The 13,520-nt window shown below is 71.1% G+C and carries 15 protein-coding genes; 5 read left to right on the forward strand and 10 right to left on the reverse strand.

All coding sequences use genetic code 11. The annotated features are described in order from the left end of the window. Window positions 1-123: 123 nt before the first annotated feature. Window positions 124-732, reverse strand: a complete 609-nt coding sequence (locus ACIG5F_RS27650) for a TetR/AcrR family transcriptional regulator (RefSeq protein ID WP_396522309.1) — start codon at window positions 730-732, stop codon at window positions 124-126. Between the two features lie 95 nt (window positions 733-827). On the opposite strand from ACIG5F_RS27650, the gene ACIG5F_RS27655 reads away from it, so the two are divergent. Together ACIG5F_RS27655 and ACIG5F_RS27660 are read left to right on the forward strand one after the other, a co-directional pair. Then, the gene (locus ACIG5F_RS27655; RefSeq protein ID WP_396522311.1) at window positions 828-1,598 is read left to right on the forward strand and encodes a DeoR/GlpR family DNA-binding transcription regulator; all 771 of its coding nucleotides are present in this window, start codon (window positions 828-830) and stop codon (window positions 1,596-1,598) included. Beyond that, entirely contained in the window at window positions 1,598-2,797 is a 1,200-nt protein-coding gene (locus ACIG5F_RS27660; RefSeq protein WP_396522313.1) for an MFS transporter, read from the forward strand. Before ACIG5F_RS27655 ends, ACIG5F_RS27660 begins: the two co-directional genes overlap by 1 nt. Here ACIG5F_RS27660 and ACIG5F_RS27665 read toward each other — a convergent pair. Both ACIG5F_RS27665 and ACIG5F_RS27670 read right to left on the reverse strand, forming a co-directional pair. Further along, on the reverse strand, window positions 2,776-4,617 hold the full coding sequence (locus ACIG5F_RS27665; protein ID WP_396522315.1) for a maleylacetate reductase and hydroxyquinol 1,2-dioxygenase domain-containing protein: 1,842 nt from the start codon (window positions 4,615-4,617) through the stop codon (window positions 2,776-2,778). The two genes, ACIG5F_RS27660 and ACIG5F_RS27665, sit on opposite strands and share 22 nt — an antisense overlap. 198 nt (window positions 4,618-4,815) lie before the next feature. Further along, the gene (locus ACIG5F_RS27670) at window positions 4,816-5,460 is read right to left on the reverse strand and encodes a class I SAM-dependent methyltransferase (protein ID WP_396522317.1); all 645 of its coding nucleotides are present in this window, start codon (window positions 5,458-5,460) and stop codon (window positions 4,816-4,818) included. 71 nt (window positions 5,461-5,531) lie between these two features. Here ACIG5F_RS27670 and ACIG5F_RS27675 point away from each other — a divergent pair, with 71 nt between their 5' ends. Then, window positions 5,532-6,473 (forward strand): Lrp/AsnC family transcriptional regulator, encoded by a 942-nt coding sequence (locus ACIG5F_RS27675; protein ID WP_396522319.1) that lies wholly within the window; start codon window positions 5,532-5,534, stop codon window positions 6,471-6,473. Here the strand turns inward: ACIG5F_RS27675 and ACIG5F_RS27680 are convergent. Further along, window positions 6,429-6,968, reverse strand: coding sequence for a TetR/AcrR family transcriptional regulator (locus ACIG5F_RS27680; RefSeq protein ID WP_396522321.1), 540 nt, complete (start codon window positions 6,966-6,968; stop codon window positions 6,429-6,431). The two genes, ACIG5F_RS27675 and ACIG5F_RS27680, sit on opposite strands and share 45 nt — an antisense overlap. 78 nt (window positions 6,969-7,046) lie before the next feature. On the opposite strand from ACIG5F_RS27680, the gene ACIG5F_RS27685 reads away from it, so the two are divergent. Both ACIG5F_RS27685 and ACIG5F_RS27690 read left to right on the forward strand, forming a co-directional pair. Further along, window positions 7,047-7,466: a DUF1348 family protein gene (locus ACIG5F_RS27685; RefSeq protein ID WP_396522323.1), complete on the forward strand. Its 420-nt coding sequence runs from the start codon at window positions 7,047-7,049 to the stop codon at window positions 7,464-7,466. Window positions 7,467-7,476: 10 nt separating this feature from the next. Beyond that, window positions 7,477-8,709: an amidohydrolase gene (locus ACIG5F_RS27690; protein ID WP_396522325.1), complete on the forward strand. Its 1,233-nt coding sequence runs from the start codon at window positions 7,477-7,479 to the stop codon at window positions 8,707-8,709. On the opposite strand, the gene ACIG5F_RS27695 is transcribed toward ACIG5F_RS27690, so the two are convergent. The 6 genes from ACIG5F_RS27695 to ACIG5F_RS27720 form a co-directional block, all read right to left on the reverse strand. Next, window positions 8,706-8,864, reverse strand: coding sequence for a hypothetical protein (locus ACIG5F_RS27695; RefSeq protein ID WP_396522327.1), 159 nt, complete (start codon window positions 8,862-8,864; stop codon window positions 8,706-8,708). The two genes, ACIG5F_RS27690 and ACIG5F_RS27695, sit on opposite strands and share 4 nt — an antisense overlap. Before the next feature lie 86 nt (window positions 8,865-8,950). Further along, window positions 8,951-9,250, reverse strand: coding sequence for a hypothetical protein (locus ACIG5F_RS27700; RefSeq protein ID WP_396522329.1), 300 nt, complete (start codon window positions 9,248-9,250; stop codon window positions 8,951-8,953). Window positions 9,251-9,288: 38 nt separating this feature from the next. Then, window positions 9,289-9,774 carry a hypothetical protein gene (locus tag ACIG5F_RS27705; RefSeq protein ID WP_396522331.1) on the reverse strand — a complete coding sequence of 162 codons (486 nt, stop codon included), beginning with the start codon at window positions 9,772-9,774 and terminating at the stop codon, window positions 9,289-9,291. A 281-nt stretch (window positions 9,775-10,055) separates the two neighbouring features. Beyond that, entirely contained in the window at window positions 10,056-11,438 is a 1,383-nt protein-coding gene (locus ACIG5F_RS27710) for a sialidase family protein (protein ID WP_396522333.1), read from the reverse strand. A 33-nt stretch (window positions 11,439-11,471) separates the two neighbouring features. Then, a complete protein-coding gene (locus ACIG5F_RS27715; protein ID WP_396522335.1) occupies window positions 11,472-12,137 on the reverse strand; it encodes a YoaK family protein in 666 nt (221 codons plus the stop codon). A gap of 11 nt (window positions 12,138-12,148) precedes the next feature. Beyond that, window positions 12,149-13,480 (reverse strand): serine hydrolase domain-containing protein, encoded by a 1,332-nt coding sequence (locus ACIG5F_RS27720; protein WP_396522431.1) that lies wholly within the window; start codon window positions 13,478-13,480, stop codon window positions 12,149-12,151. Window positions 13,481-13,520 lie beyond the last annotated feature (40 nt).

A 13,520-nucleotide genomic window follows, 5' to 3' on the forward strand; every position in this document is an offset into this window, starting at 1 on the left:
TGGCTTCAGCGCGCGAATGAGCCACTCAGGTGGCGGGGGTGCTGTAGGGCGTGGGGGCACGTGAGTGGCTCAGGTGGCTTCAGGGGGCGAGTGAGCCACTCAGGTGGGGAAAAGGAGAGGGGATCAGGCGGGGTCGAGGGGGACGGTCAGGAGGGACTGGAGGTAGAAGCGGAGGGAGGCGACCAGGTCGACGGTGTCGGGGGTGGTGAGCCACTGGACCTGGAGGCCGTCCATGAGGGCGATGAAGGTGACGGTGGCGAGCTCGGGGTCGATGTCGGGCCGGAGCTGGCCGCGTTCGGCGAGGACGAGGAAGGTGTCGCGGATGCCGGTGCGGGCCTCGTCGTAGTGGCGACGGAAGTAGTCGTGGGCGGGGTGGTCGGGGGCGACGGCTTCGGCGGCGAGGCGGGTGTAGAGGTCGACGATGCCGGGGTGGCGGACGTTGTGGGAGGCCAGGGCGAGGTAGTGGCGAAGGACCTCGAGCCCGGGCGGGGAGGCGAGCTGCTCGCGTTCGGCGTCCTCGGCGTCGCGGCGTTCGAGGACGGCGGCGAGCAGGGCCTCCTTGCTGGGGAAGTAGTACAGCAGCCCGGCGTGGGACATGCCGACCCGCTTGGCGATCTCCCGCATCGACGCCCCGTGGTAGCCGACCTCGCCGTACACGACGGCGGCCGCGGAGAGGATGTCCTCCCGGCGGATCCGGCCCTTGAGGTAGCCCCCGGTGTCGACGGCGCGCATGAATCCATCATGCCGCAGCCGGAAAAGCACAAACGGGGTGATAGAACGAACATGCGAGTTGTGCGAACGGGCAGGGAGGTGCGAACATCCCAGGGGTGAGGGGTAACGAGCGCCAGCGCTTGATCGTCGAGCGGCTGCGAGGCGCGCAGCAGGTCACGGTGGCCGAGCTGGCCGAGGTGACGGGCGCGTCGGAGATGACGGTGCGGCGCGACCTGGACGTGTTGGCGGCGCACGGAGTGCTGCGCCGCGTGCACGGCGGCGCGGTGCCGGCGACACCGTCGGGAGTGGAGCCGCCGTTCGCGGCCCGCGCGGTTTCCGCGCCGGGGGCCAAGAAGGCGATCGCCCGGGCGGCGGTGGAGCTGATCCGCGACGGCGAGACGATCGTGCTGGACAGCGGCACGACGGCGCTGGAAGTGGCCCGCCTGCTGCGCGACCGCGCGGTGACGGTGATGCCGTTGTCGCTGCACGCGGTCACCGAACTCCTTGACGCGCCAAGGGTTCGCCTGCTGGTCCCGGGCGGCGAGCCGCGGCCGGGGGAGCTGGCCATGATCGGCCCGCTGACGCTGGCGTCGCTGCGGATGCTGCGGTTCGACGTCGCCGTGCTCAGCCCCTGCGCGTTCGACCTTGAGGCCGGCCTCACGGCCTTCGACCTGCACGACGCCGAGGTCAAGCAGCAGGCCATCGCGGTGTCGGCCCGCAGCCTGGTGCTGGTGGACGGCGCGAAGTGGGACCGCGCCGCGCTCGCGCACATCTGCGCCGCCGACCGACCCGATGTCGTCGTGACGGACCCGACCGCACCCGAGGACCAGCGCCGCGCGCTGGCCGAACGCGGCGTGCTCGTGCACGTCGCCGCCGAGGAGCACTGATGCGAGAAACTCTGACCTCCCCGCCCCGGGCCGCCCGGTTCGCGACCTTCCTGCTGTTCTCCCTCAACGGTTTCGGCATCGGCATGTGGCTGGTGCACCTGCCCAACATCGAACGGGACGTCAACGTTCCGCACAGCGTGCTGGGTCTGCTGCTGCTGGTGCTCGGCGGCGCGGCCCTGATCGGCATGCAGGTCGTGGGCCCGCTGGTGGACAAGTACGGCCCGCGCCGGATCGCGCCGGCGGCGCTGGGGGCTTTCGGGCTCGCGCTCACGGTGCCGGGCTGGCTGACCTCGTGGTGGTCGCTGGGCCTGGTGCTGATCGTGGTGGGCTTCGCCAACGGCGCGCTTGACGTGTCGATGAACGCCCATGCCGTTGTGGTGGAACGAGGATACGACCGGCCGATCATGGCCACATTCCACGCGATGTGGTCGATCGGCGGCGCGTTCGCCGCGTTGATCGGCGCGGCGGTGCTCAACGCCAACGTGCAGACCGGCCTGACGCTCACCGTCACCGGGCTGTTCTGTGCGACGGTGGCGGCGGTGGCCGCCCGGTTCACCATGGACGCCGACCACCACGGCAAGACCGAGGAAACCGTTGACACGGAAGCGAAGCCGGCCCCGAAGGGGCTGGTGTGGATCCTGGGCGGCCTGGCCTTCGCGCTGATGCTGGCCGAGGGTGTGGCCAACGACTGGGCCGCGTTGGAGCTCAAGGGCGTGCTCAACGCCTCGGCCAGTGAAGCCGCCTTGGGCTACGGCTCGTTCGCGGTGGCGATGACCGTCGGCCGGTTCGCCACCGACCGGGTCGCGGCGGCGGTCGGCGCGACCCGGGTGGTGCGCTACGGCGCGGCGATCGCCGCCGTCGGCCTCACCCTGGCCGCGGTCGCGCCGTGGGTTCCGTTGGCGCTGGTGGGATACGCGCTGTTCGGCATCGGGTTGTCCGGCGGCGTGCCGCAGTTGTTCACCGCCGCCGGCAACCTCGACCACCGCTCGGCCGGGGCCCTGATGGCCCGGGTCGTCGGCCTCGGCTACGTCGGCCTGCTGGCCGGGCCGGCCGTCATCGGCGGCCTGACCCGGTTCATGCCGCTCAACGCGGCCTTCGCGCTGCCGATCCTGTTGTGCGTGCTGACCGTGGTGTTCGCCTGGGCGCTCAATCCCCGCGCGGACAAGGCGTCCGCGGCTCAGCCGATGCGGAAGGTGTAGTCCAGCCGGCGCCAGCCGCCCGTCACCTCGCGCCCGGCGGGCGGCGCGCCCTCGGCCACCGGGAAGTCCACGATCAGACCGTTCTTGACACCGAACACGGTGTCGGAGTCCATGTAGAGCCCGCCCTTGACGAACAGCTGGGTGACCAGCCTGTGGTGGCCGGGCGCCATGATCATGAAGTGCACGTGCGGGGCCCGGTAGGGATGCCGGTTGGCGCCGTTCAGCATCTGCCCGACCGGCCCGTCCTCCGGCACCGGGTACTCCTTGGGCAGCGTGGTCCAGAACTCCAGCCGGCCCTGGTCGTCGGCGACGAACCGGGCCCGCAGCACCGGGCCGTCCAGCTCGGGCAGCTGCACGTCGTAGAAGCCGTCCTTGTTGGCCTGCCACACGTCCACCACCGCGCCCGGCACCGGCTTGCCCTCGGTGTCGACGATCGCGGTGGACACCCACAGCGGCTCGCCGTCCAGCCCGCCGGAGATGTCGGCGCCGTGCTCCATGGCCGGCGGACCCTCCACATAGAACGGTCCGAGCACCGCCGACGGCGTGGTCAGCGGGCTGCGCGAGTTGGTCAGAGCGTCCACAATGGACGACACGCCGAGCGTGTCCGACAGCAGCACGAACTCCTTGCGCTTGTCGTCGCTGATCTGCCCGGTGCGGGTGAGGAAGTCGATGGCGAACAGCCACTCCTGCTCGGTCAGGTCCGTGTGCACGGCGAAGTGGTGCAGGTGCCGGACCAGGTCGGTGAGCAGCCGCTTGAGCCGCGGGTCCGGCGTGTTGTCGAAGCTGCCGATCACCTGCGCGGTCAGGGCGCTCAGGTCCGGCGCGCCCTCGGGCCGCTGCCCGGCCCAGGCCGCGCGCAGCACCGATGCCGGCTCGATACCGTCCAAAGAGGACTCAGCCAGGCCCAGCTCTCGCAGCGAGGTCGGCCCGCCGAGCGAGGTCACGAGGTCGTACACCGCCGCGGCGGCGTCCGGCACGTCCAGCGCCTCGGCCACGCGGGCCAGCGCCGCCGGCGCCTCCTTCTCCATGTACGCCATGACCTGCGGCAGCATCACCGTGTGGGTCTCGGAATGCGGGAGGTCGAACTGCCCGCCGAGGAGGTGACACAGCTTGTGGTGCAGGCCCATGCTCACCGACAGGCAGGTCCCGGCCAGCCAGGCCGATTCCAGCAGCTCGGCCCGGGCGTCCACATCGGACGGATCGGCGGCGACCAGCGGCAGCGAGTGCGCGATGCCGCGGATCGCCTGCAGGGCAACGGCGTTGACCTGGGGGTTGGCCTCGGGGGAGTAGAGCGCCTCGACGGCGTGGGCCAGGGCGTTGATCGCGCTGGTCACCGTGGTCGGGACCGGCAGCCCCAGCGTCAGGTTGACGTCGTAGATCACGGTGCCTGGCAGGATGTCCGGCGACCGGCGGGTGGTCTTGACGCCGTTCTCGGTCTCGCCGAGCACCGGCGTCACCTCGGAGCCGGCGTAGGTGGTGGGCAGGATCACCTGCGGCACACCGGTTCGCGCCGCCAACGCCTTGGCCAGTCCGGTGGTGGAGCCGCCGCCGACCGCGACCACGCAGTCCGCGGCGGCCGACTTCAGCACGTCGAGCGCCTGCGCGGTCACCTCGACGGGGGTGTGCATGCGGGCCCCGTCGAACTGTGCGACGACCAGCTCCCCCAGCGCCTCGGCGACCAGCTCGGCGTGCCGGGGCCGGGCCAGCAGAAGCACTCGGGAACCGCCCGCGCGCCGCACCTCCTCGGCGACCTCAGCCACCGTGCCGGCGCCGAAGACGACCCGGGCGGAACTGGGGGAATGCACGAAACCGCGCGTCATGGCTCAGCCTCGGATCTGGTCGCGCCGCGTGGTCAGCAGCCCGCGCGGCAGGTTGGTGGGGCCGGAGATGCCGAGAACGGTCCGGTCGGTCATCGGGGGCTCCTCACGATTCGACAAGGTCCACTTAAACGCTAACGGGCCCCCGGTGCCAGCCCGCATCCCGCGGTCGACCCATTCGGAAAGTTTCGGTGTCCTGGATCACTGCCGGGTGGCGCGGACCTGCCAGCAGGCCAGTTCGGTCCGGTCGCGCGGTGTTCGGCCGACCGCGTCGAACAGGGCCACCATGGTCGCGCCGGCCGCCAGCAGGGTCGTCTCGGTGAACTCGGTGATGGTCCAACCATTGTCGGACAACGGGTTCCGCACGTCCTGGGCCGACAGCGGGAACGGCGAGGGCAGGCCGTGCAGCCGCCGGTCGGAGAAGGTGATCAGGTGCAGCACGGCGTCGCGCCGGGTGGCCCGGTGCAGGGCCTTGAGGTGCCGGACACGGTCGGTCTCGTCCAGGCAGTGGAACACCGAGCAGCTCAGCACCGTGTCGAAGCAGGCAGGGAATTCGCTCAGATCGGTCGCGTCGGCCACGGCGAAGCGGACCGCGCTGTCCGGAAAGCGCTGGCGGGCCTGGGAGATCGCTGTCGGACTGCTGTCGACGGCGGTGACGTTCAGGCCTCTGCTCGCCAGGTACGCGGCGTTGTCGCCGAGGCCGCAGCCGAGGTCGAGCACGTCGCCGTGGTAGTCGAGGTCGGCGATCGCCGGCTGGGCGCGTCCGATGTCCCAGGGGATGCCGTTGTGCTTGAGGCCGGGGGCCAGGGGCGCGCCTCGGTAGAAGGCGTCGTAGTCGTGGCTCATGTCGCCCAGTCTGCGCGGGGCCCGGCGTCGAACCGACGGTGACGGCGCAATCCGGCGCTAGACTGCCCGATGTGACGGAATCGGTCGTTCTGGACGACGTGGATCGCGGACTCCTGCACGCATTGCAACTCGACGGCCGGGTGGCCTTCGCCCGGGTCGCCGACGTGCTGGGCGTGTCGGAGACGACGGTCGCGCGCCGGTACAAGCGGCTGCGGTCGGTGGCCGCGCTGCGGGTGGTCGGCGTGGTCAACGGCGTGTTGTTCGGGCGGACCGCGTGGACGCTGCGGCTGCGCTGCACGCCCGATGTGGGCATGCCGTTGGCCAAGGGGTTGGCCAAGCGGTCGGACGTGTCCTGGGTGCATGTGATGTCCGGCGGCGCGGAGATCTCCTGCCACGCCCAGCTGCCGCCGGGCGAGGAGTCGGTGTTGCTGGAGAAGCTGCCGAGGGCCGGCCGGGTGCTGGACGTCAGCGCGCATTCCGTGTTGCACGCCTTCACTTTGCCGCCCGACTGGGCCGGTTTGCGCTGGCTGGCCGATGATCAGGCGGCGCGGCTGCGACCGGAGGAACCGAGGATGGCTCGGGTTGAGGTCGATGATGCCGATCGGGCGTTGCTTGAGCTGCTCGCGGCCGACGGGCGTGTCCCGTACGCGGAGCTTGCGGCGCGGACCCGACTGTCCGAGTCGACCGTGCGGCGGCGGCTGGATCTGCTGCGGCACAACGGGGTCGTTTCGTACCAAGTGGACATTCCGGCAGCCTTGCTGGGCTACGGCACGCAGGCGCGGCTGTGGATGACCGTGCCGCCGCACGCGCTGACCGAGGTCGGCCGGCGGCTGGCCGAGCACGACGAGACGTCGTTCGTGGCCGCCACCACGGGGCCGGCCAACCTGGTCGCGGTGGTGGCCTGCCATGACAGCGGCGGGCTCTACCGGTACCTGACCGAGAAGGTCGGGCCGCTGCGGGAGATCACGTCACTGGAGACGGCGGTGCTGATGCGCACCGTCAAGCAGGGCTAGCGCCGCCTTTCTGGCCTGGTGAGCCGGTTCGGCCGTGCCGAAGATGGCCGCCATGGTGATCGCGCCCTCGGCCAGCAGGGTGATCTGGTCACCCAGCTCGTCGTCGCCGGCCAGGTCGCGGATCAGCTGCCGGAACGCCTCCTTGTGCCGGCGGGCGATGTCGGCGACCGGCTCCGAGGTGCCGCCCAGCTCGCCGAAGGTGTTGACGAAGGCGCAGCCGCGGAAGTCGGGCTCGGCGAACCACTCGGCCAGCCAGTCGAACACCGCCAGCACGCTGCCGGCCCCGCGGGCGTGGCGGCCGACCGAGGCCAGCCAGCGCTCGTCCCGGGCGTTCAGGTAGTCCAGCACGAGCCGGTCCTTGGACGGGAACAGCTGGTAGAGCCGCTTGAGCGAGACGCCGGCGGCCGCGCGGACCTGGTCCATGCCGACCTGCTGCACGCCGCGCTCGTAGAACAGCGGCTCGGCCGCGGCCAGCACCTCGGCGTGCTCGATCATGTCCGCCCCTTGCGTAGAGAACCAACGTTCTCCTAGGGTAGCTCGGAGAACGCCCGTTCTCTACCAAGGGAGCCGATCATGGCCGAGCAACGCCCGCCGCTGCCGCCGTTCACCGAGGAGACCGCCAGGGCCAAGGTCCAGGCGGCCGAGGACGCCTGGAACAGCCGGGACCCGGAGCGGGTGTCGCTCGCGTACACGGTCGACTCGCAGTGGCGCAACCGGGACGTGTTCCTCAAGGGGCGCGACGAGATCCGCGAGTTCCTGCGCCAGAAGTGGGCGCGGGAGCTGGACTACAAGCTGCGCAAGGAGCTCTGGGCCTTCACCGGCAACCGGATCGCCGTGCGCTTCGAGTACGAGTCCCGCGACGCCGACGGCCAGTGGTGGCGCAGCTACGGCAACGAGCAGTGGGAGTTCGACGAGAACGGCCTGATGGCCCGGCGCTACGCCAGCATCAACGACCTGAAGATCTCTTCAGGCGAGCGGCGCATCGCTCTGTAGTGTCGGGGGCATGACCTCGCCGCGTGAATCCGTGATGAAGGGCCTGGAGGACGTCCGGCCCGGCCTCGAAGACCTGTACCGGGACCTGCACGCCCACCCGGAGCTGGCCTACGAGGAGCATCGCACCGCCGCCGAGATCGCCCGCCGGGCCGAGGCCGCCGGCTTCGAGGTGACCGCCGGCGTCGGCCGCACCGGCGTGGTCGCCTTGCTGCGCAACGGATCCGGGCCCACCGTGCTGCTGCGGGCCGACATGGACGCGCTGCCGGTGCAGGAGCAGACCGACCTGCCCTACCGGTCCACCGTGGACGGCGTCATGCACGCCTGCGGGCACGACATGCACACCGTCTGCCTGCTCGGGGCGCTCGACCTGCTGGCCCGCGGCCGGGACCAGTGGTCCGGCACCGTGCTGGCCGTGTTCCAGCCGGCCGAGGAGCTGGCCAGCGGGGCCGCCGCCATGGTCGACGACGGCCTGTACGAGCGGTTCGGCCGGCCCGACGTCACCCTCGGCCAGCACCTCGCGCCCATTCCCGCCGGCTGGCTCGGCTGCCACCCCGGGCCGGCGTTCGCCGCCACCGACACCATCGACGTCCGGCTGCACGGCAAGGGCGGGCACGGCTCGCGGCCGGAGACCACCGTCGACCCGGTGGTGATGGCCGCCGCGACCGTGCTGCGCCTGCAGACCGTGGTGTCCCGTGAGGTCGCGGCCAAGGACTCGGCCGTGGTCACCGTGGGGTCGATCCACGGCGGCACCAAGGACAACATCATCCCCGACCACGTCGACCTGGCCCTGAACGTGCGCACCTTCGACCCGCAGGTGCGCGCCCGGGTGCTGGCCGCCATCGAGCGCATCATCCGCGCCGAGGCCGCGGCCGCCGACGCCCCACGGGAGCCCGAGCTCACCGAGCGCAGCTCGTTCCCGGTGCTGGTCAACGACGAGGCGGCGATGGCCCGCACCAAGGCCGCCTTCGAGCAGGCGTTCCCGATGGTCATCGACCCCGGCCCGGTCACCGGCAGCGAGGACTTCGGCCACTTCGGCACCGCCGCCGGCGTGCCCACCGTGTACTGGCTGTTCGGCGGGGAGGACCAGGAGCGCTTCGTCACGGCCTACACCGGCGGCACCTTCGAGCGGGACATCCCGTCCAACCACTCGCCCACGTTCGCGCCGCTGGTGCAGCCCACCCTGGACGGCGGCGTCACGGCCCTGGTGACGGCCGCCCTGGCCTGGCTCGGCCCGGCCAGTTAGCGGTCCGACCGGTGCGCGGGCGTGGTCGGCTCGCGCGCCGGTTCCTGCGGTCTGGGCTCCCCCAGTGCGACCTTGATCCGCCCGTCGGGCAGCAGCACCCAGCGCAGGCCGCTGGCCGCGGCCAGCTGGTCGAAGATCGGAGTGCCTGGCGACATCAGCGTGACTCCCTCCCCGTCTGATGTCTGCCTACCAAACTCCGGGGTCACGGATGGGCAAAACTACCCCGGCGGGGGTAACCCGATCAGGCTCTTTCCACGCGCCAGTACTGCCGGGCCGCCGGCAGGGCCACCGGGGCGGACTCGGCGAACTCCTTGAAGCGCAGCAGAATTCCGGCCGGCGTGCTGTCGGCGTCGGCCCACAGCGCCAGTCTGGTGGTGTGGGTGTCGAGGTACTGGAACGTGACGCGGCCACCCGGCCACGCGATCAGCTCGCCCTGCCGCCGCATGGTCACCGGGCGCGGCGAGGAGCTGTAGCTGGTCCACAGCTCGAACGCGGTGCTCAGCGGCACCGCGAGCTCGACCGTCTCCTCGAAGGTGTTCATCTGGGGTGCTTTCCTTGTCGTTGCGACCGGGGGCCGCGCTAACCGGCCGAGGAGTCCACCAACCAGTCCGGCGCCCGCGCGCCGCCCTCCCGGCAGGCGTTGAGCAGGTCGGTGGTCCACAGCAGCAGGTGCATCAGGGCCACCGTGTCCTCCTCCGGGTCGTGCCGGTCGAACACGAGGTCCAGCTGGATGTCGGCGGCCTGCTCGTCGGAGTTCACCAGGGCCATCACCGCGCGGAAGCTGGCCCGCAGCGGCGGGTCGATGTCGTCGATGGCGATCTCATTGCCCTCGGTGTCGCCCAGCTGCATCTTGATCGGTGCATTATGTCCGACCTGCACACACAGGGACTTCAGCATGTCGGCCGAGGCGTCGGCCAGCACGTCGGCGGCCTCGCGCGGGCCGTGGTCGGTGGTCCGGTAGACCGCAGTCAGCGCCTCGAGCGCGCCGTCCGGGTCCGACGCCTGCATGCGGTCCACGGCCGTTCGGACCAGCAGCCGCACTGTCCCGTCCCGATGCTCGTCCATCCGTCCTCCCCTCCATGAGTCCGGGGGATTACCCGTTCCGGTTGATCTCAATCCTCCGTCCGCCGGAACTGGGGATTTTGCTCGTTCAGCAACCGGTGGATACCCCGTAGGGCCTCGTGTACCCGCGCATACGCCTGGTAACGCGCGGGATCCGGTCCAGGTTCGAAGACGCCGGCAACCCCCGCGAGTGACGGGAGCCCAACAGGGCCGAATGTCGGTTTCCGGCATATACGCGGAACCGACATTCGGCGCGTCCTGAGCGCGACTCGCGGGGGCTGGGGTTATGAACCCAGGGTGATGAAGATGTCTGTGCGGTTGTCGGGCTGCGCGGTGTTGGTGCGGGCGAAGACGGAGACGAAGCAGGCGCCGGCGGCGGCCATGCCGTGGTAGTCGCCGATGTAGTACGAGCCGTTGGTGACGACCGGGGCCGAGGTGATGTCGAACGGCCCGTCCAACTTGCTGGTGCGCCAAGAGGTTCCGTCGGCCGAGGTGGCCAGCCAGTAGGTCGTGCCGGTGCTGTCGAGCTGGTAGTAGGTGACGCCGACGAGGCCGTCGGAGTTGACGGCGACCGCCGGCATGAACCGCTGCGCCGGCGAGGAGCCGACCGGAACCGGCGTGGACCAGTGCGCCCCGGCGTCGGTGGACGTGGCCATGATGACGCCGTCGTGGTCGCCGCCGAACTGCGAACCCTGCCACACAGCGCGGAGTTCGCCGTTCGGGCCGGCGGCGAGCTGCCCGATCGCCTGATGCCCGTCCCGCACGTTCTTGCCGCCCGGCTCCTTGGTGCCGACGGCCGGACCCGGCGCGATCACGGTCGGCGCCGACCAGGTCTCGCCGCGATCGGCCGAGGTGATCGACTGCCAGGAGAAGGCGTAGTCGCTGGTGCCCGGAATCGGCTCGTAGTAGTTGAAGAAGGCGGTCAGCTTGCCCTGCACGGCGGCCAGCCGGACACCGGAGACGCCCTTGCCCTGGCCGAAGTCGACGACCTTGCGGGGCGCGCCCCAGGTGGCGCCGCCGTCGCTGCTGTGGGCCAGGTAGATCGGCCCGGTGCCGTCGTTGAGGTCGATCCGGTCCCAGGCCACGTAGACGTCCCTGCCGGTCGTGTAGATCACCGGCAGGTCGTTCCAGATGTTGTCGGTGTCGCCGGTGCCCTCGCGGGTGATCGTGGCCGGCGCGCCCCAACTGCGGCCGCCGTCGCCCGACTTCACCACCAGGAACGCGTGATCACCGTGCGGTGTCGTGGTGTTCATGCTCAGCGACACCAGGAAGACCATGCCGTTGGGGGCGATGGTCACCTGGGTGTCGGTGGCGCGGTCGAAGCTCCCGCCCGCGCACGTCGACACCGCCGGCGGCGTGGCGTAGGTCCAGGTGCGGCCGCCGTCGAAGGTGGCCGCGGTGATCAGGCCGTGGCCGCCGACGCCGGACCAGCGGTCGGTCTGCCAGGCCGAGACCATGTGCGCCGGATTGCGCGGGTCGACCGCGATGTCCGGCTGCACCTCGGCGTTCGGATAGTTGGTGCCGACGGGGTCCTTGTGGTCGCAGCCCGCCGGGAAGGGACTGGGCGCGGAGATCTTCGTGACGGTCGGGGCGGCGCCGGCGTGGGCGACCGGGGCCAGAGCCATCGCCAGTACGCCGGCAACCGCCGTGACCAGGTGCTTTTTCATGTAGTTCCCCCCTGCTCGGTGGCGGTGGGGACCCTAACCCGGTGACCGCTCGTCGAGGAAGAAAAGCGCCAATCCGGTCACGATCAGCAAATTGGCCACCCAGGCCGCCATGTTGCCGATCAGCTCCGTGACGAGCGCCCCGACGCCCGCGCCGATCAGGAAGGCCAGCACCACCAGGCCGAAGGTGCGGGCCTGCTGGGCCGCCGCCGCGTCGTGCCGGAACACCGCACGGTAGGTCGCCCTCGCCGCCGTGCGCAGGTTGCCGGTGGTCATGGTCGTGTTCACCGACCACTCCCGCACCGTGCCGAAGGTCGCGTTCTGCAACGCCGCCACGAACGCCACCGCCAGCACCACCGCGCTGCTCGCGAACCAGGTCGGGGTCGCCCCCACCACCAGCAGCACCCCGATCTCGACGCCCAGCGCCACCCGCACCGGCCGTCGCACCAGCGGCGCCACCCGGGGATGCGTGAGCGTCTCCGCCGCCGCGACCCCCAGCACGAACGCGATCAACGGCGGCACGTGCCGCAGCGCCCCGGCCACGTCCCCGTGCGCCGCGTCCACCCCGAGCAGCACCACGTTCCCCGTCTGCGCGTTGGCGAACACCCCTCCGTGGGCCACGAACGTGAACGCGTCCAGGAAGCCCCCGGCCACGCCGAGCAACACGATCAGCCGAAGCGTCTTGGCGGTGATGACCTCCATGCGGCCCAACCCTAGCCGCGGAGAGCGCTTGCCCGGCCGCTGAAGTGCAGGTACGGGGAACCGTCGGCCAGCTGGTAGAAGCTGACCGGGAGCCAGTGATCGCTCCCGGTCAGGGGAACCAGGTAGACGTCCGGTTCCAGCGCCACCATGGGGAGTTCCTCGACGGGATCCGACACGTACTCGGCGAGCTTGCCCAGGGTGGTCACCCGAAGCACCGGTTGGCCGGACTGGACGAGGACCTCGATGCGTTGGCCGGCCCGTTCGTAGGTGCCGAGGTAGTCGGTGGGCAGCAGGCCGAGCGGGGGTGAGGGCGGGCAGGGCTGGCGGGCCATGTCGACGCCGGCGAGCTCGGCGAAGATCTCGCGGAAGAGGTCCTCGTAAAGGTGCGGGGTGCGGCGGTTGGACAGCAGCGCGACGGCCAAGCCCTGGGAGGGCAGCAGCACGAGGTGGGACTGCTGGCCGATGGTGGCGCCGTCGTGCCCGATGAGCGGCTGCCCGTCCCACACGAGCCGGGCCCAGCCCAGGCCCCAGGTCTCGGCCAGCGAGTACTTGGCGTCGACGCGGACCTGTTCGGCCTGCATCTGCTCGATGGACAACGGAGTCAGCGGCGAGCCGCCGTCGAGATGCATGCGGGCGAACGTCAGGAGGTCCGAGACGGTGGAGGCGATGAGGCCGGCGGGGCCGATGGAGCGGGGGAGCTGCCACTGGCGCACGGGCACGGCGACGCCGTCCTCGACCATGTGGCCGACGGCGGCTGAGCGCATCAGGGCGTCCTCCGGAAGGGTGAGGGTGTCGCGCAATCCGAGGGGCTCGAACACGAGTGCTCGCATGGCCTCGTCCCACACCTGCCCGGTGACCTGCTCGATGACCCGGCCGGCGAGGCTGAAGCCGGAGTTGCAGTACGACCAGGTGGCCCCGAGCGGGGAATTCTGGGCCACGTCGGCCAACTGGGCGACGTAGCGGGCGATGCAGTCGTCGCCGCGGCCGGTGTCGAGGAAGACATCGCCGTCGATGCCACTCGTGTGGGTGAGCAGGTGACGAAGGCTCACCCGATCGGTCACGTCCGTGCTACCGAGGCGAAGCTCGGGCAGCACCGCGGCGACCGGCTTGTCCAGATCGAGCCTGCCGTCCTGGACCAGACGCATGACGGCGGTGGTGACGTACACCTTGGTGATGGATCCGAGGTGGAACACCGAATCCGGCCGCACCGCGGCCCCGGTTCTGACGTTGACCACGCCGGTGGCGGCCACTCCGGTCGAGGACGGGGTGGAGATCCCCAGTACGGCGCCCGGCACGCCGTGCCGCCGGGCCAGTTCGTCGAGCCTGTTCTGCCAGTGCTCCATCCGCTGCACCGGAGCGAGCATACGGACGGCGCGGGTCGCC

The organism is Kutzneria sp. NPDC052558, from assembly GCF_044547355.1.
GTDB lineage: Bacteria > Actinomycetota > Actinomycetes > Mycobacteriales > Pseudonocardiaceae > Kutzneria.